General features: G+C 71.8%; 20 protein-coding genes and 1 pseudogene. 7 read left to right on the top strand and 14 right to left on the bottom strand.

Annotation, left to right across the window (positions count from 1 at the left end):
* Positions 1–21: 21 nt before the first annotated feature.
* Genes OG580_RS29005 through OG580_RS28990 form a run of 4 tightly spaced genes read right to left on the bottom strand, consistent with a single transcriptional unit; the run spans position 22 to position 4941 of the window.
* Positions 22–933, bottom strand: a complete 912-nt coding sequence (locus tag OG580_RS29005; protein WP_267046598.1) for a glycosyltransferase — start codon at positions 931–933, stop codon at positions 22–24.
* Positions 930–2219, bottom strand: a complete 1290-nt coding sequence (locus OG580_RS29000) for a sugar efflux transporter (protein WP_267046597.1) — start codon at positions 2217–2219, stop codon at positions 930–932. The genes OG580_RS29005 and OG580_RS29000 overlap by 4 nt, the downstream gene beginning before the upstream one ends.
* Positions 2216–3781, bottom strand: coding sequence for an NAD(P)/FAD-dependent oxidoreductase (locus OG580_RS28995; protein ID WP_267046596.1), 1566 nt, complete (start codon positions 3779–3781; stop codon positions 2216–2218). The genes OG580_RS29000 and OG580_RS28995 overlap by 4 nt, the downstream gene beginning before the upstream one ends.
* 11 nt (positions 3782–3792) lie before the next feature.
* Positions 3793–4941, bottom strand: coding sequence for a radical SAM protein (locus tag OG580_RS28990; protein WP_267046595.1), 1149 nt, complete (start codon positions 4939–4941; stop codon positions 3793–3795).
* Between the two features lie 478 nt (positions 4942–5419).
* On the opposite strand from OG580_RS28990, the gene OG580_RS28985 reads away from it, so the two are divergent.
* Complete coding sequence (locus tag OG580_RS28985) at positions 5420–5998, top strand: TIGR03086 family metal-binding protein (RefSeq protein WP_267046594.1); 579 nt, start codon at positions 5420–5422, stop codon at positions 5996–5998.
* Positions 5999–6433: 435 nt separating this feature from the next.
* On the opposite strand, the gene OG580_RS28980 is transcribed toward OG580_RS28985, so the two are convergent.
* Positions 6434–7015 carry a TetR/AcrR family transcriptional regulator gene (locus tag OG580_RS28980; RefSeq protein ID WP_267046593.1) on the bottom strand — a complete coding sequence of 194 codons (582 nt, stop codon included), beginning with the start codon at positions 7013–7015 and terminating at the stop codon, positions 6434–6436.
* 142 nt (positions 7016–7157) lie between these two features.
* The gene (locus OG580_RS28975; RefSeq protein ID WP_267046592.1) at positions 7158–7727 is read right to left on the bottom strand and encodes a PadR family transcriptional regulator; all 570 of its coding nucleotides are present in this window, start codon (positions 7725–7727) and stop codon (positions 7158–7160) included.
* A gap of 114 nt (positions 7728–7841) precedes the next feature.
* Between OG580_RS28975 and OG580_RS28970 the strand changes: the two genes are divergently transcribed.
* Positions 7842–9461: a carboxylesterase/lipase family protein gene (locus OG580_RS28970; RefSeq protein WP_267046591.1), complete on the top strand. Its 1620-nt coding sequence runs from the start codon at positions 7842–7844 to the stop codon at positions 9459–9461.
* An 80-nt stretch (positions 9462–9541) separates the two neighbouring features.
* Here the strand turns inward: OG580_RS28970 and OG580_RS28965 are convergent, their stop codons facing one another.
* From OG580_RS28965 to OG580_RS28955, 3 genes are all read right to left on the bottom strand, one after another.
* Positions 9542–11752, bottom strand: coding sequence for an RICIN domain-containing protein (locus tag OG580_RS28965; RefSeq protein ID WP_267046590.1), 2211 nt, complete (start codon positions 11750–11752; stop codon positions 9542–9544).
* Between the two features lie 202 nt (positions 11753–11954).
* On the bottom strand, positions 11955–12923 hold the full coding sequence (locus OG580_RS28960) for a hypothetical protein (RefSeq protein ID WP_267046589.1): 969 nt from the start codon (positions 12921–12923) through the stop codon (positions 11955–11957).
* Between the two features lie 186 nt (positions 12924–13109).
* Complete coding sequence (locus OG580_RS28955) at positions 13110–13901, bottom strand: DUF4239 domain-containing protein (RefSeq protein WP_267046588.1); 792 nt, start codon at positions 13899–13901, stop codon at positions 13110–13112.
* 372 nt (positions 13902–14273) lie between these two features.
* Here OG580_RS28955 and OG580_RS28950 point away from each other — a divergent pair.
* From OG580_RS28950 to OG580_RS28935, 4 genes and pseudogenes are all read left to right on the top strand, one after another.
* A pseudogene (locus OG580_RS28950) lies at positions 14274–14372 on the top strand (MerR family transcriptional regulator); the annotation flags it as partial.
* Between the two features lie 85 nt (positions 14373–14457).
* Positions 14458–15285 carry a molybdate ABC transporter substrate-binding protein gene (gene modA / locus OG580_RS28945; RefSeq protein WP_267046587.1) on the top strand — a complete coding sequence of 276 codons (828 nt, stop codon included), beginning with the start codon at positions 14458–14460 and terminating at the stop codon, positions 15283–15285.
* Between the two features lie 35 nt (positions 15286–15320).
* Complete coding sequence (locus OG580_RS28940) at positions 15321–15893, top strand: Chromate resistance protein ChrB (RefSeq protein ID WP_267046586.1); 573 nt, start codon at positions 15321–15323, stop codon at positions 15891–15893.
* A gap of 23 nt (positions 15894–15916) precedes the next feature.
* Positions 15917–17071: an MFS transporter gene (locus OG580_RS28935; protein ID WP_267048165.1), complete on the top strand. Its 1155-nt coding sequence runs from the start codon at positions 15917–15919 to the stop codon at positions 17069–17071.
* On the opposite strand, the gene OG580_RS28930 is transcribed toward OG580_RS28935, so the two are convergent.
* Together OG580_RS28930 and OG580_RS28925 are read right to left on the bottom strand one after the other, a co-directional pair.
* Positions 17046–19037 (bottom strand): sigma-70 family RNA polymerase sigma factor, encoded by a 1992-nt coding sequence (locus OG580_RS28930; RefSeq protein WP_267046585.1) that lies wholly within the window; start codon positions 19035–19037, stop codon positions 17046–17048. The genes OG580_RS28935 and OG580_RS28930 overlap by 26 nt on opposite strands.
* Before the next feature lie 100 nt (positions 19038–19137).
* Positions 19138–19461 (bottom strand): YciI family protein, encoded by a 324-nt coding sequence (locus OG580_RS28925; RefSeq protein WP_267046584.1) that lies wholly within the window; start codon positions 19459–19461, stop codon positions 19138–19140.
* Positions 19462–19630: 169 nt separating this feature from the next.
* On the opposite strand from OG580_RS28925, the gene OG580_RS28920 reads away from it, so the two are divergent.
* The gene (locus OG580_RS28920) at positions 19631–20308 is read left to right on the top strand and encodes a DUF998 domain-containing protein (RefSeq protein WP_267046583.1); all 678 of its coding nucleotides are present in this window, start codon (positions 19631–19633) and stop codon (positions 20306–20308) included.
* Positions 20309–20330: 22 nt separating this feature from the next.
* Here OG580_RS28920 and OG580_RS28915 read toward each other — a convergent pair whose 3' ends face one another.
* From OG580_RS28915 to kdpA, 3 genes are read right to left on the bottom strand one after another with little or no spacing between them, the layout of a single operon-like run.
* Positions 20331–21002: a potassium-transporting ATPase subunit C gene (locus tag OG580_RS28915; protein ID WP_267046582.1), complete on the bottom strand. Its 672-nt coding sequence runs from the start codon at positions 21000–21002 to the stop codon at positions 20331–20333.
* A gap of 6 nt (positions 21003–21008) precedes the next feature.
* Positions 21009–23111 carry a potassium-transporting ATPase subunit KdpB gene (gene kdpB / locus OG580_RS28910; RefSeq protein WP_267046581.1) on the bottom strand — a complete coding sequence of 701 codons (2103 nt, stop codon included), beginning with the start codon at positions 23109–23111 and terminating at the stop codon, positions 21009–21011.
* Positions 23108–24772, bottom strand: a complete 1665-nt coding sequence (kdpA, locus tag OG580_RS28905) for a potassium-transporting ATPase subunit KdpA (RefSeq protein ID WP_267046580.1) — start codon at positions 24770–24772, stop codon at positions 23108–23110. Before kdpA ends, kdpB begins: the two co-directional genes overlap by 4 nt.
* Positions 24773–24778: the final 6 nt, after the last annotated feature.

Here is a 24778-nt window from a genome sequence, read left to right as displayed (position 1 = left end):
AGACTCCCTGAAGGGGCGGGGTCACCGGGCGACCGGTGCGGTGACCGGGCGCGGCGGTGCGATGTCCCGCAGTCCGCGCTCCCGGATGATGTCCTCGATGTCGAAGAAGTGGTGCGGGGGAACCAGATGGGCGATCGGCGTATCGAACTTCGCGGCGAAGTACTCGTAGTTGGCGGCGGCTGTCCGCATGTTGTCCTCGAAGCTCTTGGGGTGCGGACAGTGGATCGAGGAGGCGTCCCGCCGTAGCACGAACCGAGCCCCCGCCAGGTGCAGTCGGTACGCCACGTCGATGTCCTCGGCACCCCAGGACCGGTACTCCTCGTCGAACATGCCGACCTCCCGCAACTGTGCGGTGGAGGCGGAGACGTTGCACGTCCAGTACATGAGCCAGGGGGCGGTGAGAGCGCCCAGGTCCTCGCCGTACCGCTCGTAGAACTCCTCGCGGATGTCCAGCCAGCGGCGCTGCTCGTCGAACCCTCGGATGGAGGCGTCCGGATCGGCGTAGTCGATGCTGCGCGCGATCAACTCCCCGTCCTCGTTGCCCTCGTTGAAGCAGAAGACATAGCCGCAGACTGCTATGGGCCCGTCCGCCTCCCCATGCGCGGCGAGATGGGCGGCCAACGCGCCGGAGTGGAGGATGACACCCGAGTCGACGAAGACCGAGACCGGGCCGCGGGCGTGCGCGATGCCGGTGTTCCGGGCCTTGGCGACCCGGTATCCCTCGTCCTCCTGGAAGAAGTACCGCAGGTCGAGGCGGTCCTCGTAGCCGGCCACCAGCTGCCGCGTGTCGTCGCGGGAACCGTCGTCGACGACCAGCACCTCGAAGGCGTCCCGGCCGACGCTCTGGCGGGTCAGCGACTCCAGGGTGTGCCGAAGCAGCTCGGCACGGTCGTAGGTGGGCACGATCACGGAACAGGCGACGGTGTCGGTCACGCGGGTTTCCCTTCGCTGGGTTCGACGGCCTCGGGGGCCTGGGCGGGGTGGGGAAGGAGGAGCAGCAGGGCGGCGAGCGCGGTCAGTCCGGCGCAGACCCAGAACACCTGGGCGTAGCCCGTCCAGGTCGCGACCAGTCCGACGGCCAGGCCGCCGAGGAACATGCCCGTCTTGAAGGCGCTGGCGTAGAGCGAGGACGCCACGCCCAGCCGCCCGGGCAGCGTGTCCTGGAGGATCACCACGGGCACGCTCATGACCACGGCGGTCCAGACGGCGTTGGGCACTTGCAGCAACAGCAGCGCCGGCTTGTCCGAGGCGAACGGCAGCACGGCGAAGAACAGCGTGGCGCAGAGGGCGGCGGCGACCACCAGGCGCAGTTTGCCGATGCGTTCGGCACGTGAGCCGACGTACACCATGATCGGGATCTCGAGGGCGGCGCTGAGGCCGAGCAGGACCCCGGCGAAGCCGGGGCCCAGCCCCAGCTCCTCGGTGAGATAGAGCGTCAGGGCGATCTGGTACATCATGTTGGCCGCGAGCAGCAGCACGATCGACACCAGCAGCAGGAGAGGCCGCCTGCCGATCCCCCTGAACATGTCGCGGAAGCCGGTCGGCTCCGCGCCCTCGCGTTTCTGGGCGACATCGGGCAGGCCCCAGCGGCACAGCACCGCGGCGAGCAGCGACAGGCCGGTCGTGCAGGCGTACAGGACGGTGAAGTCCCAGCGGGCCACGAGCCAGAACGCGATGGGTGGCCCCACCACCCAGGCCAGCGAGGTGACGGAGCGCAGAAAGCCGTTGAAGAAGGAGACGTCGATCCGCCGGGACTCGGCGAACTCTCGGGTATAGGCGAAGAGTTGACCGAAGCAGGCCCCGCCGAGGCCGAAGAGGACGACACCGGCGAGGAAGAGGGCGTAGTAGTTGCGTACCAGGGAGTAGCAGAGCGCCCCGCCGGCGTTGAAGAGCGCGGTGAGGACGAGGATCGTACGGCGGTCCCGCAGCCGGTCCGAAAGGACGCCGACGCAGAGGTCGGTGCCGACCTCGGCGATGGCCCGGCCCGCGAAGAACAGCCCGATCATCAGGGGCGTCGCGGCCACCGCCTCGGAGAGGAAGAGGCTGACGGTGGGGACGACGAACGCCCCGGCGAGGCCGACCGTGCCGGTGGCCCCGATCAGGCTGTTCACCGCGGGGTCCGTGAGCAGCCGGAGTCGCCCCGGCGGGGCGGTCGGGGCGACTCCGGGTTCGTGGGGCGTGCCCGGGGTGCCGGGGACGCCGTCGGTCTCGGTGGTCATGCGCACCTTCCGGCGGTGAGGGCGGTGTCGGTGTGCCGCTGGCGGTACGGCAGCCAGGGCGGCAGCTCCCGGCCGACCGGTACGCGGGCCGCGGCGGCGAGGTCGTCCGCCCCGATCTCGTTCCGGGCGAGGAGCTGTTCGCGGGTCCGCGGCGGCAGGGCCGCGAGGATCCGGTGCCGTACGTCCGCCAGCCCGAGCCTCTCGTCGTGGACGGCCGGCAGTGGCGGGGCCTCCGAGGGGCGCAGATTGCCCGGCGCTACCTGGCTCGACACCAGCGTCCAGTACGCCCGGAACTCGGTCGCGGGGTCGGGCAGTGTGCCGCCGAGGAGCCCCAGGCGGATGGTCTCCAGCCAACAGTCGAGGTAGCGGCGGTCGTTCAGGTCCGCCATGTGGCGGGCGCACCAGTCGGCGCGGGCCGCCGCGTCGGGCAGGGACGCCTTGCCGGACAGCACGCTCACCACCCAGCCGGCGACCGCCTCGAAGTAGGGGCAGGCGGTTCCGAACGCCTCGGTGTCCACCGGGGTGTTGATGACGGTGAGCGTGGGATCGTGACGGTGGAAGTGGTGCTCGTAGAGGTCCTCGCGGCGCAGCCCCTCGATGAACCCGTAGTCGGGCGGCTCGTAGCCGAGGCAGAGCAGGACCACGTCGTACGTCTCGCGGGTGCCGTCCGTGAAGACCGCCGAGCCGTCGGCGGCGAAGGAGGCGAACGCGGGCACCACCCTCACCCCGCCCTCGTACACGCGCGGGACGATCTTCTCGTTGACGTGGACCGCTCCGTGGAAACCGTCCTCCGGCAGCAGACCGGTGGCCCGGTACATCCGCATGTAGTCGGGCAGCCACTCCTCCAGCCAGGCCAGATAGGTGGCGTACGGGACGTCCTCGACGGCCACCCGTCCCGCGTACGAGAAGAGCGCGTCGTTGAAGGCACCCCCGATCTCCCGGGGCAGGAACAGCGCCCGGCGGCGTACCGACCAGTCGACCCGTGCGGCATGGGGCACCAGGTCGGAGGCGATGTCCGCGCCGCTGACCCCGCCGCCGAGGACCAGGACGCGCAGGTCCCGGAAGTCCCTCGCGGAGCGGAACTCCTGGGAGGTGAGCACCCGCACGCCGGTGTCCTCGGCCGGCACGCCGGCCGGCCTGCGGGGCTGCCAGAGTTCGCCGTTCGCGACCATCACGGCGTCGAAGCGGTCGGTCCGGGTGCTGCGCGGGTCCTGTCCGGCGGTGACCTCCCACCGCCCGTCCCGCTTGGCCACCCGGGTCACCGGGCTGCCGAAGCGGATCAGTTCCAGGAGCCCGAAGCGGTCGGCGTAGTCGCACAGATAGCCGTGCACGTCGGCGAGGGTGGGGAAGTGGGCGGAGAACCGTGGCGGATGGTCGGAGAACGGCATGCTCATGCGGGAGCTCTGCATGCGTACCCCGGCATAGGCCCCGTGGGAGTCCGGGTTCCAGATGCCGCCCAGATCGTCATGGCTCTCGTACGCCACCACGTCATGGCCGGCCGCCCGGGCCTGCTTGGCACTGGTGAGACCGGCGGCGCCGGCTCCGATCACGGCGATGCGCATGGCGGCCGTCCTCAGATGAAGGGGTCGAAGTCGTCGACGAGCGGGGCGGGTCCGCTCCGGCCCGGCTGCGCCGCGATGGCGAGGTTGGTGGCGTGCCGCGCGCAGACGAACTGGCAGTCCCGGTGGGGGTCGATCACCGTGGTGTCGGCGGCCGCCCACATCTCGGCGAAGGTGCTCTGCTCGATGTCGCCGATGCGCCCCTTGGCGTTGCCCCGGTGGTAGGGGCAGACGAAGACGCCGTTGGGGGTGACGGTGGTGCGCAGTTCGGCGACGTGGCAGGAGCGGTACTCCTTGGCCTGCACCGGGTCGGCGCCCTCGCGCACGGCCTGCCAGTTGGAGGAGTACAGGAGGTGGAAGTCCGGGGTCTGGATCTCCCTGAGCCGGGCGATCTGCTCCTCGACGAGCTCGATGTCCTCGGCCCGCTGGTTGACCGTGAAGTGGTCGTCGTCCAGCATCGCCTTGACCTCGAGGTAGTCGCAGCCGAGTTCCTTGGCGAGCAGCCCCGCGGTGTAGAGCTCGTGGTAGTTGGACTCGACGACGTCGCCCTGCTCGTCCCGGCGCTGCATCAGCAGGAACGAGTACCCCAGGCGTCCCGACTTGCGCTTCGCCAGCTGCCGCATGTTCTCGATGACGAGGGGGAAGACGCTCCGCTTGCCCCGGCTGGGCCGGAAGCGGGCGTACGTCTCCTCGGTGCCGGCGTCCATGGAGACGCGCACCCAGGAGACCTTGTCGGCCAGCTGGTCGATGTGGCGGTCGATCTGCGTGCCGTTGGTCACCAGGCCCAGCTGGATGCCGGCGGAGTGCAGGACGTCGATGACCCGGCCGATCGAGCGGTGCAGCAGCGGCTCGCCGCCGCCGATGAGGATCACCGCGCGGACCTGGGAATCGGCGAGCTCGTGCGCGAGATCGACGATGCGGTCCCGGCCCAGCTGGCCCAGGTTCAGGACGGAGGAGCTGATGCACTCGGGGCAGGCCAGGTCGCAGACCGTCGTCGGGTCGAGGTCGACCACCAGAGGCGCCGGGAGCCGCCTGCCCTCGGCGACGTCGAGGACCGAGGGGTAGACCGACCGCTGGTAGATCTTGTCGACGAGGTCGAGATTGCGTTCGACATGCTCTGTTCCGAGCCGGGGTTCGGGCGGAGTGGGAGCGGTGCTGACCATGAAGGTGGAACTCCAGACTGAGTCGCTGAGAGACGTACCGACTGACGCACTGGTCCTGCGGCGCGTGGCTCGCGGGGAGGAGAGCCACACGTGGGAGCGCTCCCACACCTAGGCCGACGAATGAGTGGGAGCGCTCCCACCCTCCGTGTGCGCGGCCGCATATGTCAAGCCTTCATGCCGCGAACTCCCCACCGGAAAAGCGGAATTGATGGTTCGCGGGGAGAGTCCGGAGCCTCGGGAAGGGCCGCGGGTCAGAATGGCCCGTCGGGCGATCCTCGCAGGTCGGATCCAGCCCCGCCGGGCCGCGATGGCCCCCGCCTGGAAGCGGTTCGCCGCGCCCAGCCGGTCGTGGAGGAGCGTGATCGGCGGCGACGACCTGTACGTCTGGGCCGGCCAGGAGTGCGGGAGGTCGCCGGGCGGGGAGCGATGAGTTTCGGGTGGCCCGGCGGTCTGCCTCTGTATGGAAAGCACTTCACACATGGAACGGATCGATCTGGGTGCGGCCGCGGAGCGCGTCGCCCTGCTCGCGGAGGGCATCGACGACGAGCGGCTCGACGGCCCGACGCCCTGTCCCGAGTACGCGGTACGGGAGGTGCTCGCTCATGTCGCCGGTCTCAGCGTCGCCTTCCGTGACGCGGCCCGCAAGCAGTTCGGGCCGACGACCGGCACGCCGCCCGGCTCGTCCCGTCCGGTACTGGCGGAGGACTGGCGGACGGCCCTGCCGAAGGCGCTGGCCGAGCTGGCCGCCGCCTGGCGGGAGCCGGACGCCTGGGAGGGGTACACGCAGGCGGGCGGGGTCGACCTGCCGGCCGCCGTCATGGGCAGGGTCGCGCTCGACGAGCTGCTGATCCACGGCTGGGACCTGGCGCGGGCGAGCGGTCAGGCGTACGAGGTGAGCGAGGAGGAACTGAGGGTTTCCGAGGCGCTGTTGACTCCGGCCGACGACGCCTCCGACGAGGGGGTCTTCGGCCCCGTCGTCCCGGTACCGGACGACGCGCCCCTGCTGGACCGCGTGATCGGCCTCAGCGGCCGTCGGCCCGACTGGCGCCCGGCCTAGGGCCTGTCTGACAATTGGCGTCGGATAGGCCGGGTCGTTCGGTGCGTGCGATCGGCGTGCGGCCGGGGCGTCCTCGTAGCGGAGCTACGGGGGCGTCACGGCCGTGCGGCGAGCGTGCGTGCCGGGCGGGCCGGACCCGACGGGAATTGTCAGACAGGCCCTAGCGGCCTGCCGATCAGGCCGGGCTCGCGGTGCCTGGCGCCGCGCCCTGATCCGGCCTGATCGGCACGACACCCCTAGGGCCTGTCTGACGATTCGCGTCGGATCAGGCCGGGTCGTTCGGTGCGTGCGATCGGCGTGCGGTCGGGACGTCCTCGTAGCGGTGGGGGTACCTCCCGTGCCCGAAGGGCTACGGGGGACTACGTGGGCGTTTCGGCCGTGCGTCGAGCGTGCGTGCCGGGCGGGCCGGACCCGGCGGGAATTGTCAGACAGGCCCTAGGGCTGCCGCAGCCTGGACAGCTCGACCTCGATGGCCTCCGCCATCAGGGTGCGGGCGTGGTCGATCGCGAGGCCACCGCTCAGCCAGCGCATGCTCAGGCCCTCCAGGAGGGCCGTGAGGCGTTCGGCCGCCGCGGCGAGCGCGACCGCCGGCGCCATGGGCGTCACCTGACCGAGGAGGCCGGCCACTTCCTGGACCCAGACCAGGGTCGCCCGGGCGAGGTCCTCGCGCAGGACGGGGTCGAAGACGGCGCTCGCCCGCAACTCGCCCCAGGCCGTGCTGTTCTCCCGTACCTCCGGGACGTCCTGGAGCTCCAGGAGCAGGACCTGGTCGAGCTCCTCGCGGGGGCTCGGCGGTTCCGCCGCCGCGTCCTGCGCCGTGGTGTACCGCTCGGCGCGGTCGGTGATGAACTCCAGCGTGTGGCGCAGGATTCCGGTGCGGTCCTTGAAGTGGTAGTAGATCAGACCGGTGGAGACCCCCGCCTCTTCGGCCAGTTCCTCCACACGGAGCCCGCGGACCCCGCGCCGGGCGATGACCCGGGCGGCCGCTTCCAGGATCTGAGTACTACGAGATGCCATGTCACGAACCCTATCCGGCCCCGGTCAGCCGTTATGCCGGTACCGGCGTTACGCCGGTACCGGCTCGGCACGATCGTGACGGGCCCGCCGGCGGGGCCGCCTCGACGCCCCGCTCGCCGCCGGTGCCACCTCCGGCCGGTTCTCACCCGGGCGGCGTCGCCGGCCCCGTGAGCTCGGCGAGGACCTCCTCCAGCCAGCGCACGTGCGCGACCAGCATCCGGTCCCTGCCCTCGTGGACGTGGTCCAGGATGCGTGCCATGCGCGCGGGGTCCACTCCCGGCAGCCAGGGTTCCTCGCGCCGATCGCGCGCGCGGAAGCGCTCGATCTGGGCGCGTCGGGCTTCGAGCTCGGTGCGCACCAGGGCGATCTGATCCTCCTCGGCGACGAGGACGGACAGGGTGTAGCGGATCAGGAACTCGGGGTCACCGAAGTCGACCGGCGGCTCGTAGGGCTCCGCGAGCCGTGCGCGCAGGACGCGGTCGCCGGCCTCGGTGACCCGGTAGACCTTGGAGTCCGGGCGCCCTTCGTTCCGCTCCACGTCGTACGCCACCCAGCCGTCGGCGGTCATCCGGGCGAGGGTCCGGTAGATCTGGCTCTGCTGGCTGGGCAGTCGGCCCATCCGGCCCATCTCGCTGCCGAGCCAGCGCTTCAGGTCGTAGCCCGTACAGGGACGCATCGCCACGAATCCGAGCAGAACGTGCTCGAACTTCATCTCTCTCCTGTCACCTTTCGCCCGGTACCCACTAGGTCACTAGTCACCTATGGCACTCGGCATCTATGCTCGCGGCGCCCACAGCTGGGCACGCACCTTGCTCCAGGAGACCCTATGACCCCGCCCGCCGGCCGTCTGCCCGCGCTGATGCGGCGCGTGCGCCGCATCGCCCTCCCCCTCACCGTCGCCGCCACCGCCCTCGTCCCCGTCGGCGCCGCCCAGGCCCACGAGGCCCCCGCCCCCACCCTCGTCCGCACGGACAACGGCTGGGTGCGCGGAGAGGCCACGGACCAGGGGCGCCAGTTCCTCGGAATCCCGTACGCCGAGGCCCCCACCGGCCCCCTGCGCTGGCGCGCGCCGAAGCCCGCCGCCGACTGGACGGGGGTACGGGACGCCACCCGCTACGGCGCGTACTGCGCCCAGAACACGTACTGGGCCCCCGGCTTCGAGCAGCAGCGGACCACCGAGGACTGCCTCGACGTCAACGTCTACACCCCGCCCACCGGCCGCCACGCCGGCGTCGGCGCCAAGCGTCCGGTCATGGTCTGGATCCACGGCGGCGGCAACGTCGGAGGCACCGCGCGCGACATCGTCCCCGACTCCTTCGCGCGCAGCACCGACAGCATCGTCGTCACCCTCAACTACCGCCTCGGCGCACTCGGCTTCCTCACCCTCCCCGGCGCCGGCGGTAACTTCGCCCTCCTCGACCAGCAGCAGGCCCTGCGCTGGGTCCGTGCCAACATCGGTGCCTTCGGTGGCGACCCGGCCCGCGTCACGCTCGCCGGCGAGTCCGCCGGCGGCAGCGCCGTGTGCAACCAGCTCGCCTCCCCCGCGAGCCGCGGCCTCTACCGCGCCGCGATCATCCAGAGCGGCACCTTCGGCAACTGTGCCGGGACCCCCCGCGAGCAGGCCGTCACCTCCTCCCTCGCCTTCGCCGCCGGACTCGGCTGTACCGAACCGGCGACGGCTGCCGACTGTCTCCGCGCGAAGAGCACCAAGGAGATCCTGGACGCGCAGGCCTCCACGCGCCGCTCCTGGGGCTACACCGCCGGCACCGCCGAGCTGCCCGTCCAGCCCGCCGAGGCGTTCGCCTCCGGCCGCGCCTCCCGGGTTCCCGTGATGAACGGCGCCACCAGCAAGGAGGGGCTCGTCTTCGCGTACGACTCCTTCGACCGCTGGGGCAACCCCCTCACCGCCGACGCCTACCCGGCGGCCCTCGCCTCCACCTTCGGTCCGGACCTCGGCGCCCGGGCGCTCGCCCGCTACCCGCTCTCCGCGTACGAGCGCCCGGCGTACGCCTACGGCACCGCCTTCGGCGACCGGCTCTTCGCCTGCCCGGCCCTCGCCGTCGACCCGCTCCTCGCGCAGCGGGGCAAGGTGTACGCGTTCGAGTTCGCCGACCGCACCTCGCCCCTGTTCGCCTCGCTCCCCCAGAACACCGGCTTCGACTTCGGCGCCACGCACGCCGCCGAACTGAACTACCTCTTCAAGCCGTACGGCATCGCCGCGCCGTTCAACGCCGAGCAGCGCGCGCTCGCCGCCCAGATGACCGAGTACTGGGGCTCCTTCCTGCACGGCACCCCGCCCCGCGCCCGGGGGCAGCAGCCCATGCCGGAACAGGGCGCCCGCCCGGGCCAGGTGCTCCAGCTCCGTACGGCGTCCGCCGGCGGCAACGCGTCCACGGGCACGCTCGCCGCGGACCACCACTGCGATCTCTGGAACACCACCGGCTGACGCGGGAGAGGCCTCCGGTCCCGAAACGGAGGGGCGCCCTGTCGATCGAGGTCGACAGGGCGCCCCTCCTCGGATCCGCGTCAGTTGATCGTCCACTGCTGCAGGGCCGAGCCGGTGTCCGGCTGCTGGGTGACCGCGGCGCCGTTGGCGGTGGATGCCGTGGTGAGCAGCAGTCCGCTCTTCACGGAGGCCACGGTGTACGCGCCGTTCGCGAGCCGCGTCACGTTCCAGCTCTGGTTGCCGCCGCCGGTGCAGGTCCACTGGATCACCTTGGCGCCGGCGGCCGTGGACCCGCTGTCGACGTCGGCGCAGAGCCCCGACTCGGCGTTGGCGAGCTCGTAGGAGCCGTCGGAGCGACGGGTGAACCGCCACGTCTGGTTGGCGCCGCCGTTGGGGGTCCAGGTGACGAGCTGGGTGCCCGCGGTGGTGCTGTGGCCGGGGTTGTCGAGCGCCTTGCCGCTCGCCGTGAGGGTGTGGTCGCCGTCGGGGATCGTCCCGGGGGCCTGGCCGACCGCGGTGAGGGTCAGGGTCTGCTCGCCCGCCGTCCGCGTCCCGCCGACCGCGTTGCCCGTGGTGTTGGTCCAGCTGCGGACGGGGGTCGTCTCGGTCGTCCGGTCGGCGGTGGCGGACATGCCGATCACCAGGCCGCTGTAGCGGTTGACCAGCCGGTACGTCCCGTTCGGCGAGCCGTCCACCGGGGAGGTGCCGGGGATGACGAACCATTGCTGCCCCACGCCGGGGCCGCCCGCCGGGGCCGCGGTGACCGTCGGCCGTGTGCCCCAGGCGCGGGTGCTCGTGGCGGTGGAGGCGACGCCGAGGAGCTGTCCGGTGGCGGCGTTGGCGATGCTGTGCGAACCGTCCCCGTTGGCGCGGAAGATCCAGGATTCGAGGGCGGCGCCGGTGGCCGAGGGCACGGACGTGGTGGCCGAGCCGCCGGAGACCTGGGCGAGGACACGGCCGCCGCCACTGGCGATGCGGTACGCCATGGTCGTGTCGAGGGGCCGGGCGGGCGCGGAGGACTGGACGACGAGGTTGACGTACTCGCTGGACTTCCCGCCCGAGCAGCCGAAGGAGCAGTAGGAGCGGAAGTTCTTGCCGGTGATCCCCGAGCCGGTCTTGTTCACGCCGTCGAGGAACCAGCGGTACCACGAGGCGTTCCGGTAACTGCCCGTGTCCCCGAGGCGGAACCACTTCTGACGGGTGAGGTCGTCGGTGGCGTAGATCTCCTGGGAGGCGTTGCCGCTCTGGTCGACGGCCTGCGGCTCGCCGATGTACAGCCCCAGGTACGCGTTGTAGGTGATGTCCATGACGAAGAGCGGCGAGGTGGGCGGCATCTTGCCCGCCGCGACCTGCTGGCTCACGGTGCCGGAGTTCGCCGGGTCGTACTCGCCCGCGACGGGGGTGTAGCCGGTGGTGTCGGAGCCGCCGACCGGCGTCATGTTGCTCTCGCGTCCTCCGGTACCGGGCTCGGTCCAGGTCCCGTCGTACCACTTCTTCCAGGAACCGGGCGCCATCTTCCCGGAGATGGGGGCGCGGGCCACGTGCGCGTGGAAGGCCTTCCAACTGCCGCCCTTCTCCACGATCCTCGAACCGTAGAAGGCGTAGAAGTACCCCGAGGCGGTGTCGACGAACAGGCGCGGGTCACCGTCGCCGTAGTGGTACGTCTGCTGGGGGAAGGCCGCCGTGTCGCCCCGCCGGGTGCTGTACGGGGAGGTGATGACGTGGTCCTTGATGGTCCAGGTCCGGCCCTGGTCGGTGGAGACCGCGTAGTCGATCCCGTCGTAGTGGATGCCGTCACCGAAGGGCTGCGGGGTGAACTCGTTGTGGACGAGGCCGTACCAGTCACCGGTGTCCGGGTCGACCCAGACACCGGCGAGGTCGCAGAAGTTCTTCTGGGAGTACGAGGATCCGGCCGGCGGGTCGGTGGACTCCCGCCCTGTCGGACTGTTGTTGCACCGCCATGTGGTGTCGTTGTTGCGGTCGTCGGCGTTCGCCGGGTTCACGGCGTCGCTGATCGCGCTCGACCGGACGGCGGTGTCGAAGTTCGTCCCGGTGAAGAAGCTCCACTTGCGCGGGTCCGTCGATCCGTAGAGCGCGTGGGCCTGTTGGAAGTAGAAGGTGCCGTCCTTGTCGATGTAGGTGGCGGCCGGGGTGTCGTCGGGATGGGTCCACGATCCCTTCGCCCCGACGGTGATGCCGTACGTGACGGCCTCCGCGGTCGCCGACACGGGGGTGGTCGCCGCGGCCGGGGCGGTCGCCGCGGCGCCCCCTCCGGCGAGCGTGAGGGTCACGGCGACGACCGTACCTATCAGACTTCTTCGAGGAGTTGACACAGGGGACTCCTTGGATGGGCTCGGCGCGCCGCACTCCGTGGCGGCGCTTCCTCGCGTGACGACCCGCCGGTCGGCGACGGCTGAGTACACAGAACCGCGCCCGGCGATCCGTGCACATGGACGCTCGGCCACAGGACTTGGACTTTCCGGCCGCCGGGAGCTACTTCGCGTCGAGCCGGGCCAGGAGGAGGTTCGGGTCCTTCACGGTGGTGAAGTAGGACGCGCTGGGGACGTAGACGGTCTTGCCGCGCACCGCCACGGACGTCGGGTTGGAGAGCCCGTCCTGCTGGTCGAGGACGGTCTCGTGGGTGCCGTCGGGTCGTACGAGGGCGAGGACGTTGTCCATGATCAGCGCGGCGAGGACCGTGTCGTCGTGCCCGGTGAAGGCGAAGTCGTCGATCCAGGCGAGGCCGGTCGCCCTGGTCTCGACCGGGCCCGCGCTCTTGTCGGCCCGTACGGGGATGCGCAGCAGTGTCCTGCGGTCGGTGTTGGACACCCACACGGCGCCGTTGTGGACCTTGAGGCCGTTGGCACCGACGACGCCGTCGGGGGCGGCCAAGGGCTGCAGTGCGGTCCCGGTGGCCCAGGCGGTGGGCGTGCCGCCCTCCTGCGGGACGCGCCACACCGTTCCGAGGACCGAGTCGGCGACGTACAGCACACCGCATTCCTCGTCGAGGGCGAGGCCGTTGGGGAACCCGTCGGCCGGGAGCTGCGCGATCCGGACGGGCGCGCTGCCGTCGTTCCTGACGCGCCAGACGCCGGTCTCGCTCGTACCGGTGGCGTAGGTGACGTAGAGCGTGCCGTCGTGGGCGCGCGCGATGCCCATGGCGGCGGCCGCGCCGATGACGGGGGTGTCCGGGTTGGCCACGGCGGGCAGGGTCGCGAGGATCCGCGTGGTGCCCCGCTTGTCGACGTTGACGATCTGCCGGGCGAAGGACCAGGTCAGGTTCGCGGAGCCGTCGGGTTCGAGGGCGATGTTCTCCGGTGTCCGTCCGAGGGCGAAGTCGAAGCGGGCGACGACGCGCGGGCCCGGCGCCGCCGGTTCGCCGGCCGCTGTGGGGCCCGGTACGGACACGGCGAGGGCGACGGCGGCCGTGGCCGTGGCGGCCAGGCGGGGGACTCGGAACATGGGCCTCTCCTTGGCAGGGCACGAGGCGCCGGGGTGTGGCGCCTCGACGACCATGTCGGCACCTCGGCGGACGGCGCCGGCAGCCGTGGCCGGGAGTTCGCCCGCGTGGCCCACGCCATGGGGCCGGTTGCCCCGCACGCGGGTGACGCCCCGCGACGGGGCGCTCCCGGGTGGCCGTGCGGGGGCTCACGGCGTCCAGTACCGCGCGAGCGCTCCCTCTCGGTACGGTGCCGGGCTCACGCTGAGTTCGCCGGCGAAGGGGCGGTCGAGGACGAAGACCAGGAGCAGGCTGAAGCCGATCAGGGCGGCGACGGAGGCGACGAAGAGGAGCTGGATCCGCAGCTTGCGCATGCCGTACAGGAAGGTGAGCGGGATCAGGACGATCGCGCCGCCGAAGGCCAGGGCCTGGAGCAGCGGGGGCAGTTGCTGCTCGGCCATGGTCAGGCGGGCCCGCCGCTGGGAGGCGACGTCGTCCAGGTGGCTGACGGCCTTCTCGTAGAAGACCTCCTCGCGGGCCGTCTTCGGCTCGTACGCCTGCAACACGTCGTAGACGGCCTGGAACGCGCCGGAGGTGGACTCGTAGCTCGGCTTCCCCTCGCGCATCCGGGGCCACTGGACCTCCACCACCGCGTGGACGTAGCCGCTCAGGGCGTCGTCGACGCGGGCGCGGACCGGTGGCGGGAAGGCCGCGGCGTCACGCGCGATCTGCGCCATGCCGGTGGCCTCGGACGCGACGATCGTCTGCGTGCTGTCGAGCTGCGTCCAGAGGGTGACGATGACGAAGGCCAGGATGATCCCGTAGATCGCGCCGAACATCCCCAGGGTCACCCCGACCATGTCGTTGTGCTCGCCTTGCGCGAGCGACGGGTGCCTGCGGCGGAGCAGCACGCTGCCGGCGACGGCCAGGGCGACGGTCCCGCCGACGGTGACCACGGCCAGGGTGAGGGTGCTGAAGTGATTGAGCAGCCAGAGCGACATGTGCGGGGAGTGTAGGGCCGCGCCGCTCCGTCACCGACCGCCGCCGGCGGCCGCCGGTCGACGGCGCGAGGTGGTCCGGGACCCGCGCGGGCGGCGCGACACGCGCCTCCCGTTCACGTCTTCGCGCGCCAGGGAGCCACGGGAGTCCACCCCATCGAGTGAGGGCGCGGCAGCCCGTGGCGCTCTCACCCCGGGGACGCGTCCGGCTCACCCTGGGCCGGGCGGCCCGGGGTTCGTCGATTCCTCCAGCCGACCTCGCATTCACCATGGCAAGTCCCACAGACTTGTTGCAGATGAGAGCTTGACGGCCCTACGGTGTCGCACATGCAGTCCTCCACATTCGGCCGGGCCCGGTCCCACCGCCCCGCCCCGCTCCCCACCCGGGATGCCGTGGAGGAGCTGGGACCGGAAGTCGGCAAGCAGGCCACCGCCCGCGTGACGTCGACCGGCGCGCCCATCGACCGCGCCTGACCTCTCACGCAGCACCCGGCGACACCGGCCGCCCCGCGCCGCCTCGCCCCGCACGCCCTTTCGTCCCCAAGGAGCCCAGACCGCCATGTACGCCCCCCGCGCCCTCACCGGCCGCCGCGCCGCCGCTGCCGCCCTGACCGCCGCCCTCCTCGTCCCGCTCGCCGCCTGCGGCAGCGACGGCGGCACGAAGGACTCCACGAAGGAGGCCGGCGGCTCCACGGCCTCCGGGTCCGCGGGCGCGGCTCCCGCCGCGAAGCTGACGGTGCTCGCCGCGGCCTCCCTGACCAACGTGTTCGAGACGGCCGGCGCCGCCTACGAGAAGTCCCACCCCGGCACCGAGATCGCCTTCTCCTTCGCCGGCTCCCAGGAGCTCGTCGCCCAGGTCGCCCAGGGCTCCCCCGCCGACGCCCTCGTCACCGCCGACACCAAGAGCATGGACAAGGTCAAGGCCGACACCGGCACCCCGACGGTCATCGCCGGGAACCGGCTCGTCATCGCGACCGGCGAGGGCAACCCCCACAGGATCGACGACCTCCGGGACCTGGCCGACACCACGCTCAAGGTCGTCCTCGCCGCGCCCGAGGTGCCCGCGGGCAAGTACAGCGCACAGATCCTCGACGCCCGGAACATCACGGTGAAGCCGGTCTCCCAGGAGCCCAACGTCCGCGCCGTCCTCAGCAAGGTCGAGCTCGGCGAGGCCGACGCCGGACTCGTCTACAAGACCGACGCCACCTCCGCCGCCGACAAGGTCGACGCCGTGGAGATCCCGGACGCGCAGAACGCCGTCGCGTCCTACCCGGCCGCCACCCTCAAGGACTCCGAGAACGCCGAGGCCGCCGCCGCCTTCGTCGCCTGGCTCTCCTCCCCCGAGGCACAGAAGATCCTCCAGGACGCCGGCTTCCAGAAGCCGTAGCCGACCCCGATGTAACGGGTGCTACATTTCGGGTCGTGACAGACGCACCTCGCCATGCCCGCTGGCTCGTCCTCCTCGTCCGGCTTCCCGCCTCGCCGTCCAAGCACCGCGTCGCCGTCTGGCGGGAACTGCGGAAGGTCGGCGCACTCTCCCTCGGGCAGGGCGTCTGGGCCGTGCCCGACGTGCCGGTCTTCGCCGACGGCGTCGCACGGGCGGTCGCGCTGACCGGCGGCGTCCCCGGCGGCGAGGCGATCACACTGGAGGCCGCCGGGCGCGGAGAGGGGGACGTCGCCCGGTTCCAGGCGATGTTCACCGCGGCCCGGTCGGCGGACTGGGCCGAATTCCTCGCGGACTGCGGGAAGTTCGAGGAGGAGATCGCCAAGGAGATCCGGATCGCCAAGTTCACCCTCGCCGAGCTGGAGGAGGAGGAACAGAGCCTGGAGCGACTCCGGCGATGGCACCGGGCTCTGACGGTACGTGACGTCTTCGGCGCCCCGGAGGCGACCGAGGCCGCCGCGCGGCTGAAGCACTGCGCGTCCGTCTGCGAGGAGTACGCCGAACTGGTCTTCGCCGCGCTGCACGCCGTCGGCGAGGAGGCCTCTCCGTGACCTCGACAGCCACCGGGCGCGCCATGTGGCCGCTGTACGCCGCCGGTTTCACCACCGCGTTCGGCGCGCACGGCATCGCCGCCAACCTCGGCGGTTTCTCCGAGGACGCCGTCACCTCCCTCCTCGTCCTCGGCGGCCTGCTCGCCCTGTACGACGGCGCCGAGGTCCTGCTCAAGCCCGTGTTCGGCACGCTCGCCGACCGCGTCGGCGGCAAGCCCGTCCTGCTCGGCGGGCTGCTCGCCTTCGCCGCCGCCTCCGCCCTGTACGCGATCGCCGACAGCCCCGGCTGGCTGTGGGCGGCCCGGCTCGGCCAGGGCGCCGCCGCCTCCGCCTTCTCGCCGTCCGCCTCGGCGCTCGTGGCCCGCCTCAACCCGGCGGCCAAGCGCGGCCGGGCGTTCGGGAGTTACGGCTTCCACAAGTCGATCGGCTACACCCTCGGCCCACTCCTCGGCGGCCTCCTCGTCTGGGCCGGCGGCCTGCGCCTGCTGTTCGTCGTGATGGCCGTGTGCGGTGCGGCCGTGGCCCTCTGGGCGGCGCTCGCCGTACCGTCCGTACCGCCGCTCCCCCGCGAACGGCAGACCGTGGCCGACCTCGCGCGCCGCCTGACCGACCGGGCGTTCCTCGCCCCGACGGCCGCGCTGGCCGCCGCCACCGCCGCGCTCTCCGTCGGCGTCGGCTTCCTGCCGGTCTCCGGCGCCGCCGCCGGTCTCGGGACCGTCGCCACCGGCGCGGCCGTCTCGGTGCTCGCCGCGACCGCCGCCTTCGTCCAGCCGAAGGCCGGGCGCGCCCTCGACGCGGGACGCCTGACCGCGCGTACGGGGCTCCTCACCGGCCTCGCCGTCACGGCGGCCGGGCTCGCGGCGGCCATGCTCCCCGGACTCGCCGGGGTGCTGCTCGCCGCCGCGCTCATCGGCACCGGCACCGGTCTGATCACGCCGCTCGGATTCGCCGCCCTGGCGGCCTCCACGCCCGAGGCCCGGCTCGGCCAGACGATGGGCTCCGCCGAACTCGGACGCGAACTCGGGGACGCCGGGGGCCCGTTGCTCGTCGCCGCCGTCGCGACGTTCTCGACCCTCACGTACGGCTACGGGGCTCTCGCCCTCCTCGTCGCCGCCGCGCCGGTCCTGGCCCTCGCGACGCGGAAGGCCCGGGTCAGCGGTCTCGGGGATGCGGCTTGAGCCGGCGCAGGGTGTAGCCGTCGCGGGCCGGGTCCAGGGGCCTGGTGGCCTGCTTGAAGAGGTACTCGGCCCGCTCGTACGACAGCCGGCGGCGGCCCGTGTCCGGGCACAGGTCCGCCGCCGCGGGGGTACGGGCTGGGCCGGGGCGGCGGTCGGAGAGGAACACGGGCCCCCGGGTCCGGCCGGCGAGCAGCCCGGGCAGGAGCCGGGCCGTACCGGAGCGCCAGCTCACCCACGTACCGCCGACGCGGGCGCGGCGGTCGTCGAGGTCCAGGTCCTCGATGTTCAGGGACAGGACCGCCGACGGCCCGGCGGCCGATTCGTGCAGGAGCCGCCACAGCGTCTCCTCGCGCAGCGGCAGGTCCGGGAGGCGCCAGAGGTCGTCGAGCTGCGCCGGATCGAGGGGCCGCGCCGGGGCGCGGGTCCCGGCGCGGCGGTCCAGCCCCGCGGCCAGGTCGCCGAGCGAGGCCCAGGCACCGAAGGAGCGGACGGCCGAGCGGTGCCGGTTCCAGGTCGCGGCGGCCACTCCGCCCCAGGCCGTCACGAACACCCGCGCCACCTGCTCGGGCGTCAGGGACGCCAGAGGCAGCTGGTCGCCGAGGGTTCGGCGGAGCCGGCGCAGCGTCTGCCCGTACGAGCGGCGGGTCGCCGCGTCCAGGTCGTCCCGGCCGAGGAACTCCTCCGCGGCTTCCCCGAGTACGGGTCCGGCGGGGCCCGTGGCACCGAGTTCGTCCGCGCGCCGCTCCAGGAACGCGCGCTCGGCGACGTTCCTCGCGAGGGACGCGGCCCGCCGGAACTCGATGCGCGCCTCGTCGCGGCGGTCGAGCCGGGCCAGCAGGTCCCCCCTGACGCTGGGCAGCAGGTGGTAGTCGCGCAGCACGGGGTCGGCGAGCAGGGAGTCGACGAGGCCGAGCCCCGCCCGCGGCCCGTGCGCCATCCCGACGGCCACCGCGCGGTTCAGCCGGACGACCGGCGTCGGCAGCACCCGCGCCAACGCCTCGTACAGGGAGGCGATCTGAGCCCAGTCGGTGGACTCGGCGCTCCGGGCCTGCGCGTGACACACGGCGATCGCCGCCTGGAGCATGTACGGGCCGGGTGTGCCACCGGCCTCCCGCGCCCGCAGCATCGCGGTGAAGCCCCGGCGGATGAGCAGCTGGTCCCAGCGCCCCCGGTTCTGCTCGTGCAGGGGTACGGGTTCCCCGGAGGGCCCGGTGCGCGCGGCCGCGCGGGACGCCTGGATCTCCATGAGGGCGACGAGCGCGTGCACCTCGCTCTCCCCTGGCGCCAGTTCGGCGAGGAGCCGGCCGAGGCGCAGGGCCTCCAGGCAGAGTCCGGGCCGCATCAGATCGTCGCCGGAGGTCGCGGAGTACCCCTCGTTGAAGATCAGGTAGACGACTTCGAGGACCGAGGAGAGGCGCTCGGCCAGCTGGTCGCCCTCCGGCAGTTCGAACGGGACGCGCTCCTCGGCCAGCGTCCGCTTGGCGTCGGCGACGCGCTGGGTGATCACCGCCTCCGTGACGAGGAAGGCGCGCGCGATCTCCCCGGCCGTGAGGCCGCCGAGCAGCCGGAGCGTCAGGGCGGCGCGGGCCTCGGTCGGCAGCACCGGGTGACAGGAGAGGAAGACGAGCCGCAGGACGTCGTCGGGTTCGGTGTCCTGCCGCGCGTCGGGGCCCTGCTGCCGTTCCTGTCGCTGCCCCAGCTCGTGGGCGAGCTGCTCCTGTTTCCGCTCCAGCCGCCGGGAGCGACGCAGATGGTCGACGGCGCGCCGCTTGGCGGTGGTCGTGAGCCAGGCACCCGGGTTGTCGGGGACGCCCGAGACCGGCCACTGTTCGAGCGCGGCGACGAGGGCGTCCTGAGCCAGTTCCTCGGCGAGGCCGACGTCGCGCACCATACGGGTGAGCGAGGCGACGATCTTCGCCGACTCCAGTTTCCAGGCCGCATCGACCGTGCGGTGAACGTCCGGCACAGGAACGATCACAGCACCCGTCGCGGCTCGGTCGCAAGCCGCGGCGGGTGCTGTGGTCCTTCGGGCATCGGAGGATCAGGGGGCGTCGGGCGCCCGAGTGTCAGGGGCCGAAGACCTGCTGGACCACGCTCTCGCCGTCTCCGACGATCCGGCGGAAGCGGCGGGCCAGCTCGATCGCCTCCTCCTGGGAGCGGACCTCGATCAGCGCGAAGCCGGCCACGGCCTCCTTCGCCTCGGCGAAGGGCCCGTCCGTCACCGTGATCTCGTCGCCGGCGGAGGTCACCCGGACACCACCCGGCTCCAGGCCGCCGGTGGCCAGGAGCACCCCGGCCGCCGTCAGTTCCTCGATGAAGCGGCCCATCTCGGCGTACAGCTTCTCGTCGGGGGCGGTGTCGGAAGCCTTGGTCGTCATCAGGTAGCGCATGGGGATCGCCGTTCCTCTCGTGGTGGTCCTGCGGGGTCCTTCTGCCCAAGCGTCGAACAGGGGGATGTGACAGGGAATGGGCGCGTTCCCTGTCACATCACCGGATCGACGTGTCACCGAGAAGCAGCCCCGACCGCCGCAGTCCCGACCACCGGAAGAGAGCCCCGCCATGACCACCGTGCAGAGCCCCGCGACCACGACCCCGACCGCCGCCACCACCTCCCCCGCCACCACGCGCTCCCTGCTCGCCGTCGCGGTCGTGGCACAGCCCCTGTGGGCCGCCGTGGCCCTCGCCCAGGCCGCCACCCGCGAGGGGTACGACATCACCCGCCATCCGCTGAGCGCGCTCGCCAACGGCTCCCTCGGCTGGATCCAGATCGCCAACTTCGTCCTCGCCGGCGTCCTGACCGTCATCGGTGCCACGGGTCTGCGACGGGCGCTGCGCGGCACCCCCGGCGGCACGTGGGCGCCACGACTCGTACGGATCAGCGGCATCGGCATGATCGCCGCGGGCGTCTTCGTGATGGACCCGGCCGACGGCTTCCCCGTCGGCACCCCGGACGGGATGCCGGCCGCCCTGTCGTGGCAGAGCTACGCCCACTTCGCGGCCGGCTCGGTCACCTTCACCGCGCTGATCGCCGCCTGTTACGTCCTCGGGCACCACTACGGCCGCTCGGGGATGCGGAAGCACGCCGTCGGCTCCCGCGTCGCGGGTACGGCGCTGCTGCTCGGCAACGGCTGGGCGATGAGCGGCGGCGCGGCCGGCACCCTCACCCTGGCCGTCGGGGTGATCACCGCGATGGTGTGGATCTCCCTGACCGCCGGCCGCTGCCGCCGCGGCCTCTGACGCCGCACCGGCCTTCAGCTCCTCAGCCCGCGCTCAGTTCCCTGAGGGCGGTGTTGAGCTGGAGGACGTTGACGCGCGGTTCACCGATGAAGCCGAGGATCCGGCCTTCGGTGTGGTCGGCGACGAGCTTGTCGACCCGGGCGACGGTGAGCCCGTTCCTCTCCGCGATCCGGTGGACCTGGAGCTTCGCGTACGCCGGGGAGATGTGCGGGTCCAGGCCGGAGCCGGAGGAGGTGACCGCGTCGGCCGGGACGTCGGACGGCTTCACCGCGTACGAGGCCGTCGAGTTGTCCTTGATCACGGCCGCCTTGGCGTCCTTGACCCACTGGATCAGGTCCTCGTTGTCACCGGAGCGGTTGGTCGCTCCGGAGAGGATCAGCTTGTACCGGCCGTTGACGGTGTTGGTGCCGAGGCCGTTGGAGGGGCGGGGCTGGAACCACTTCAGGTCCGGGGCCGCCGTCTCCTCACCGTCCTTCAGCGGCAGGTCGTACGTCTGGCCGATGAGTTCGGAGCCGACGACCGTGCCGCTCGCGTCGGTGATCTCGGAGCCGTTCGCCTTGCCCGGGAAGGCCAGTTGGGCGATGCCGGTGACGGCGAGCGGGTAGAGGACGCCGGTGATCACCGTGAGGACGAGCAGGGCCCGCAGGCCCGCCCAGAGCAGACGTCCCGCGTTTCCGACAGAGGTGTTGGTCATCGTGGATCAGCCGATTCCGGGGATGAGGGAGAGGAGGACGTCGATGATCTTGATTCCGATGAACGGGGCGACCAGGCCGCCGAGTCCGTAGATCCCGAGGTTGCGCCGGAGCATCGAGTCGGCGCTGCTGGGCCGGTACCGGACGCCCTTGAGGGCGAGCGGGACGAGGGCGATGATGATCAGCGCGTTGAAGATGACGGCCGAGAGGATCGCGGACTCCGGCGAGGTCAGGCCCATGATGTTGAGCCTGTCCAGGCTCGGGTAGGCGACCGCGAACATCGCGGGGATGATCGCGAAGTACTTCGCCACGTCGTTGGCGATCGAGAAGGTCGTCAACGCGCCTCGGGTGATGAGGAGTTGCTTGCCGATCTCGACGATCTCGATGAGCTTGGTCGGGTTGGAGTCGAGGTCGACCATGTTGCCGGCCTCCTTCGCGGCCGACGTTCCCGTGTTCATGGCCACGCCGACGTCCGCCTGGGCCAGCGCGGGCGCGTCGTTCGTCCCGTCGCCGGTCATCGCGACGAGCTTGCCGCCCGCCTGCTCCCGCTTGATGAGGGCCATCTTGTCCTCGGGGGTGGCCTCGGCCAGGAAGTCGTCGACACCCGCCTCCTCGGCGATGGCCTTCGCGGTCAGCGGGTTGTCGCCCGTGATCATGACCGTCTTGATGCCCATGCGGCGCAGCTCGTCGAACCGCTCCCGCATGCCCTCCTTCACGACGTCCTTGAGGTGGATGACGCCCAGGACGCGGGCGCCCTCACCGTCCTCCAGAGCCACCAGCAGCGGCGTGCCGCCGGCCTCGGAAATCCGGTCCGTGAGCGCCTGTGCGTCCTCGGAGACACTGCCGCCCCGCTCCTTCACCCATGCCACGACCGAACCGGTCGCGCCCTTGCGGACCTTGCGGCCGTCCACGTCGACGCCCGACATACGGGTCTGCGCGGTGAACGCGACCCACTCGGCGTGCGCCAGCTCGCCCTGGTGACGCTCGCGCAAGGCGTACCGCTCCTTGGCGAGGACGACGATCGAGCGGCCCTCGGGCGTCTCGTCGGCGAGGGACGACAGCTGGGCGGCGTCGGCGAGTTCGGCCTCGGTGGTGCCCTTGACGGGGACGAACTCGGAGGCCTGGCGGTTGCCGAGGGTGATGGTGCCGGTCTTGTCGAGCAGCAGCGTCGACACGTCGCCGGCGGCCTCGACCGCGCGGCCCGACATGGCGAGCACGTTGCGCTGCACGAGCCGGTCCATGCCGGCGATGCCGATCGCGGAGAGCAGGGCGCCGATGGTCGTCGGGATCAGGCAGACGAGAAGCGCCGCCAGGACGATCAGGGAGGTCTGCTCGTCGGCGCCCGCGTAGATCGCGAACGGCTTGAGGGTGACGACGGCGAGCAGGAAGACGATCGTGAGGGACGCCAGCAGGATGTTGAGCGCGATCTCGTTGGGGGTCTTCTGCCTCGCCGCGCCCTCGACCAGGTTGATCATCCGGTCGATGAACGTCTCGCCGGGCTTCGTCGTGATCCTCACGACGATCCGGTCCGACAGGACCTTCGTACCGCCCGTCACCGCGCACCGGTCACCGCCGGACTCGCGGATGACCGGCGCCGACTCACCCGTGATGGCGGACTCGTCGACCGACGCGACGCCCTCGACGACGTCACCGTCGCCGGGGATGACGTCGCCCGCCTCACAGACCACCAGGTCACCGACGCGGAGCTCGGTGCCGGGCACCCTCTCTTCGTCCGAGCCGGTGATCCGGCGGGCGACGGTATCGGTCTTGGCCTTGCGCAGGGTGTCGGCCTGGGCCTTGCCCCGGCCCTCCGCGACCGCCTCCGCCAGGTTGGCGAAGATCGTGGTCAGCCACAGCCAGACGGTGATCGCCCAGCCGAACCAGTCGCCCGGGTTCCCGATCGCCAGCACGGTGGTGACCACCGAGCCGACCAACACCACGAACATCACGGGCGACTTGACCATCACGCGCGGGTCGAGCTTCCTGACCGCGTCGGGGAAGGACCTGACCAGCTGCTTCGGGTCGAACAGTCCCCCGCCGACGCGCCCGGGGGTGTGGTGCCCTGTGGGGACGTCCGGGTGCGGTGCCCGGGTGGGAGTGATGGTGCTCATGCTGCGAGCCCTTCGGCGAGCGGTCCCAGCGCCAGGGCCGGGAAGTAGGTGAGACCGGCGATGATCATGATCGTGCCGACCAGGAGGCCGGTGAAGAGCGGCTTCTCGGTCCGCAGGGTGCCCGCGGTCTCGGGCACCGGCGTCTGTTCGGCGAGCGAGCCGGCCAGGGCGAGCACGAACACCATCGGCAGGAACCGGCCCAGCAGCATCGCGATGCCGATGGTCGAGTTGAACCACTGCGTGTCGGCGTTCAGGCCGGCGAAGGCCGAGCCGTTGTTGTTGGCACCCGAGGTGTAGGCGTAGAGGATCTCGGAGAAGCCGTGCGCGCCGGAGTTCGTCATCGAGTCGCCCGGCGTCGGCAGGGCCATCGCCACCGCCGTGAAGCAGAGCACCAGCGCCGGGGTGACGAGGATGTAGCAGGCCGCGAACTTGATCTCACAGGTGCCGATCTTCTTGCCCAGGTACTCGGGCGTGCGGCCGACCATCAGACCGGCGAGGAACACCGCGATGACCGCCATGATCAACATGCCGTAGAGGCCGGAGCCGACGCCGCCGGGCGCGATCTCGCCGAGCTGCATGCCCAGCATGGTGATGCCGCCGCCGAAGCCGGTGTACGAGGAGTGGAAGGAGTTCACCGCGCCCGTCGAGGTCAGCGTGGTCGCCACGGCGAAGATCGACGAGCCGCCGATCCCGAACCGGGTCTCCTTGCCCTCCATCGCACCGCCCGCGAGGTCGAACGCCGGGCCGTGGTGGGCGAACTCGGTCCACATCATCAGGCCGGTGAAGACGACCCAGATGGCGGCCATCGCGCCGAGGATCGCGTACCCCTGCTTCAGCGAGCCGACCATCCGGCCGAAGGTCCGCGTCAGCGCGAACGGGATCACCAGGATCAGGTAGATCTCGAAGAGGTTCGAGAGCGGGTTGGGGTTCTCGAAGGGGTGGGCCGAGTTGGCGTTGAAGTAGCCGCCGCCGTTCGTGCCCAGCTCCTTGATGACCTCCTGCGAGGCCACGGCCCCGCCGTTCCACTGCTGCGTGCCGCCGGTGAACTGGCCGACCTCGTGGATGCCCGAGAAGTTCTGGATCGCGCCGCACGCGACCAGGACCAGGGCGCCGATCACCGAGATCGGCAGCAGGATGCGGACGGTGCCCCGGACCAGGTCGGCCCAGAAGTTGCCCAGCTCACCGGTACGGGACCGGGCGAAGCCGCGCACCAGGGCCACCGCCACCGCGATGCCCACCGCCGCCGAGACGAAGTTCTGCACCGCGAGGCCACCGGTCTGCACGACGTGGCCCATGGCCTGCTCGCCGTAGTACGACTGCCAGTTGGTGTTCGCCACGAACGACGCGGCGGTGTTGAACGCCTGGTCCGGATCGATGGACACGAAGCCCAGCGAGCCGGGCAGCGAACCCTGCACCCGCTGGAGCAGGTAGAGGAAGAGGACGCTCACGGCGGAGAAGGCGAGGACACCGCGCAGATAGGCGGGCCAGCGCATCTCGACGCCCGGGTCGGCGCCGATGCCCTTGTAGATCCACTTCTCGACCCGCAGGTGCTTCTCCGAGGAGTACACCCGGGCCATGTGGTCGCCCAGCGGGCGGTACGAGAGGCCCAGCGCGACGATCAGCGCGAGGAGCTGGAGGGCTCCGGCAAGAACGGGACTCATCCGTGC

Origin of the sequence: Streptomyces sp. NBC_00094 (genome assembly GCF_026343125.1) — a bacterium.
GTDB lineage: Bacteria > Actinomycetota > Actinomycetes > Streptomycetales > Streptomycetaceae > Streptomyces.
This window is presented reverse-complemented; position numbering and strand designations above follow the sequence as displayed.

Coding starts and splice junctions, on each gene's coding strand:
- OG580_RS28925 (WP_267046584.1), bottom strand. CDS start 19,461: ATGCGCTACCTGATGACGACCAAGGCTTCCGACACCGCCCCCGACGAG.
- OG580_RS28960 (WP_267046589.1), bottom strand. CDS start 12,923: ATGTTCCGAGTCCCCCGCCTGGCCGCCACGGCCACGGCCGCCGTCGCC.
- OG580_RS29000 (WP_267046597.1), bottom strand. CDS start 2,219: ATGACCACCGAGACCGACGGCGTCCCCGGCACCCCGGGCACGCCCCAC.
- OG580_RS28935 (WP_267048165.1), top strand. CDS start 15,917: ATGTGGCCGCTGTACGCCGCCGGTTTCACCACCGCGTTCGGCGCGCAC.
- kdpA (WP_267046580.1), bottom strand. CDS start 24,772: ATGAGTCCCGTTCTTGCCGGAGCCCTCCAGCTCCTCGCGCTGATCGTC.
- modA (WP_267046587.1), top strand. CDS start 14,458: ATGTACGCCCCCCGCGCCCTCACCGGCCGCCGCGCCGCCGCTGCCGCC.
- OG580_RS28915 (WP_267046582.1), bottom strand. CDS start 21,002: ATGACCAACACCTCTGTCGGAAACGCGGGACGTCTGCTCTGGGCGGGC.
- OG580_RS28985 (WP_267046594.1), top strand. CDS start 5,420: ATGGAACGGATCGATCTGGGTGCGGCCGCGGAGCGCGTCGCCCTGCTC.
- OG580_RS28920 (WP_267046583.1), top strand. CDS start 19,631: ATGACCACCGTGCAGAGCCCCGCGACCACGACCCCGACCGCCGCCACC.
- OG580_RS28955 (WP_267046588.1), bottom strand. CDS start 13,901: ATGTCGCTCTGGCTGCTCAATCACTTCAGCACCCTCACCCTGGCCGTG.
- OG580_RS28990 (WP_267046595.1), bottom strand. CDS start 4,941: ATGGTCAGCACCGCTCCCACTCCGCCCGAACCCCGGCTCGGAACAGAG.
- kdpB (WP_267046581.1), bottom strand. CDS start 23,111: ATGAGCACCATCACTCCCACCCGGGCACCGCACCCGGACGTCCCCACA.
- OG580_RS28995 (WP_267046596.1), bottom strand. CDS start 3,781: ATGCGCATCGCCGTGATCGGAGCCGGCGCCGCCGGTCTCACCAGTGCC.
- OG580_RS28970 (WP_267046591.1), top strand. CDS start 7,842: ATGACCCCGCCCGCCGGCCGTCTGCCCGCGCTGATGCGGCGCGTGCGC.
- OG580_RS28975 (WP_267046592.1), bottom strand. CDS start 7,727: ATGAAGTTCGAGCACGTTCTGCTCGGATTCGTGGCGATGCGTCCCTGT.
- OG580_RS28980 (WP_267046593.1), bottom strand. CDS start 7,015: ATGGCATCTCGTAGTACTCAGATCCTGGAAGCGGCCGCCCGGGTCATC.